This window comes from Ferrovum myxofaciens (assembly GCF_000735045.1).
Lineage (GTDB): Bacteria > Pseudomonadota > Gammaproteobacteria > Burkholderiales > Ferrovaceae > Ferrovum > Ferrovum myxofaciens.
The window spans coordinates 1-308 of record NZ_JPOQ01000296.1; the positions used below are offsets into that span (position 1 = coordinate 1).

General features: G+C 55.2%; 1 protein-coding gene. It reads left to right on the forward strand.

The annotated features are described in order from the left end of the window. Positions 1-97 precede the first annotated feature (97 nt). Positions 98-308 (forward strand): ATP-binding protein (locus IV91_RS0113670; RefSeq protein ID WP_031599362.1); only part of this gene is annotated, 211 nt, incomplete at its 3' end.

Sequence of the window (308 nt, forward strand, 5' to 3'; positions counted from 1 at the left end):
TGCCAGAACCTGGCCCCTTGCACCTCACTCGCCATCAGGATCTGCTTGAGATCGATATCTCTCCCCCAGACCTTTCTCTCTATGAGGAGCACTGACCATGACCGATCCCCTCGATAGCCATCTCGAGAGCTTGCATCTGCCTTATACACGCCAACATTACACCGCCTTGTCCAAGGTGGTGAGAGAGCGCTCCTGGTCCTGCATCGATTACCTCGAGAACCTTATCCAGGGTGAAATCGAAGAACGCAACACCCGCTCCATTCAACGGCGTATTGCCGCAGCCCGTTTCCCGGTCATCAAATCCCTCG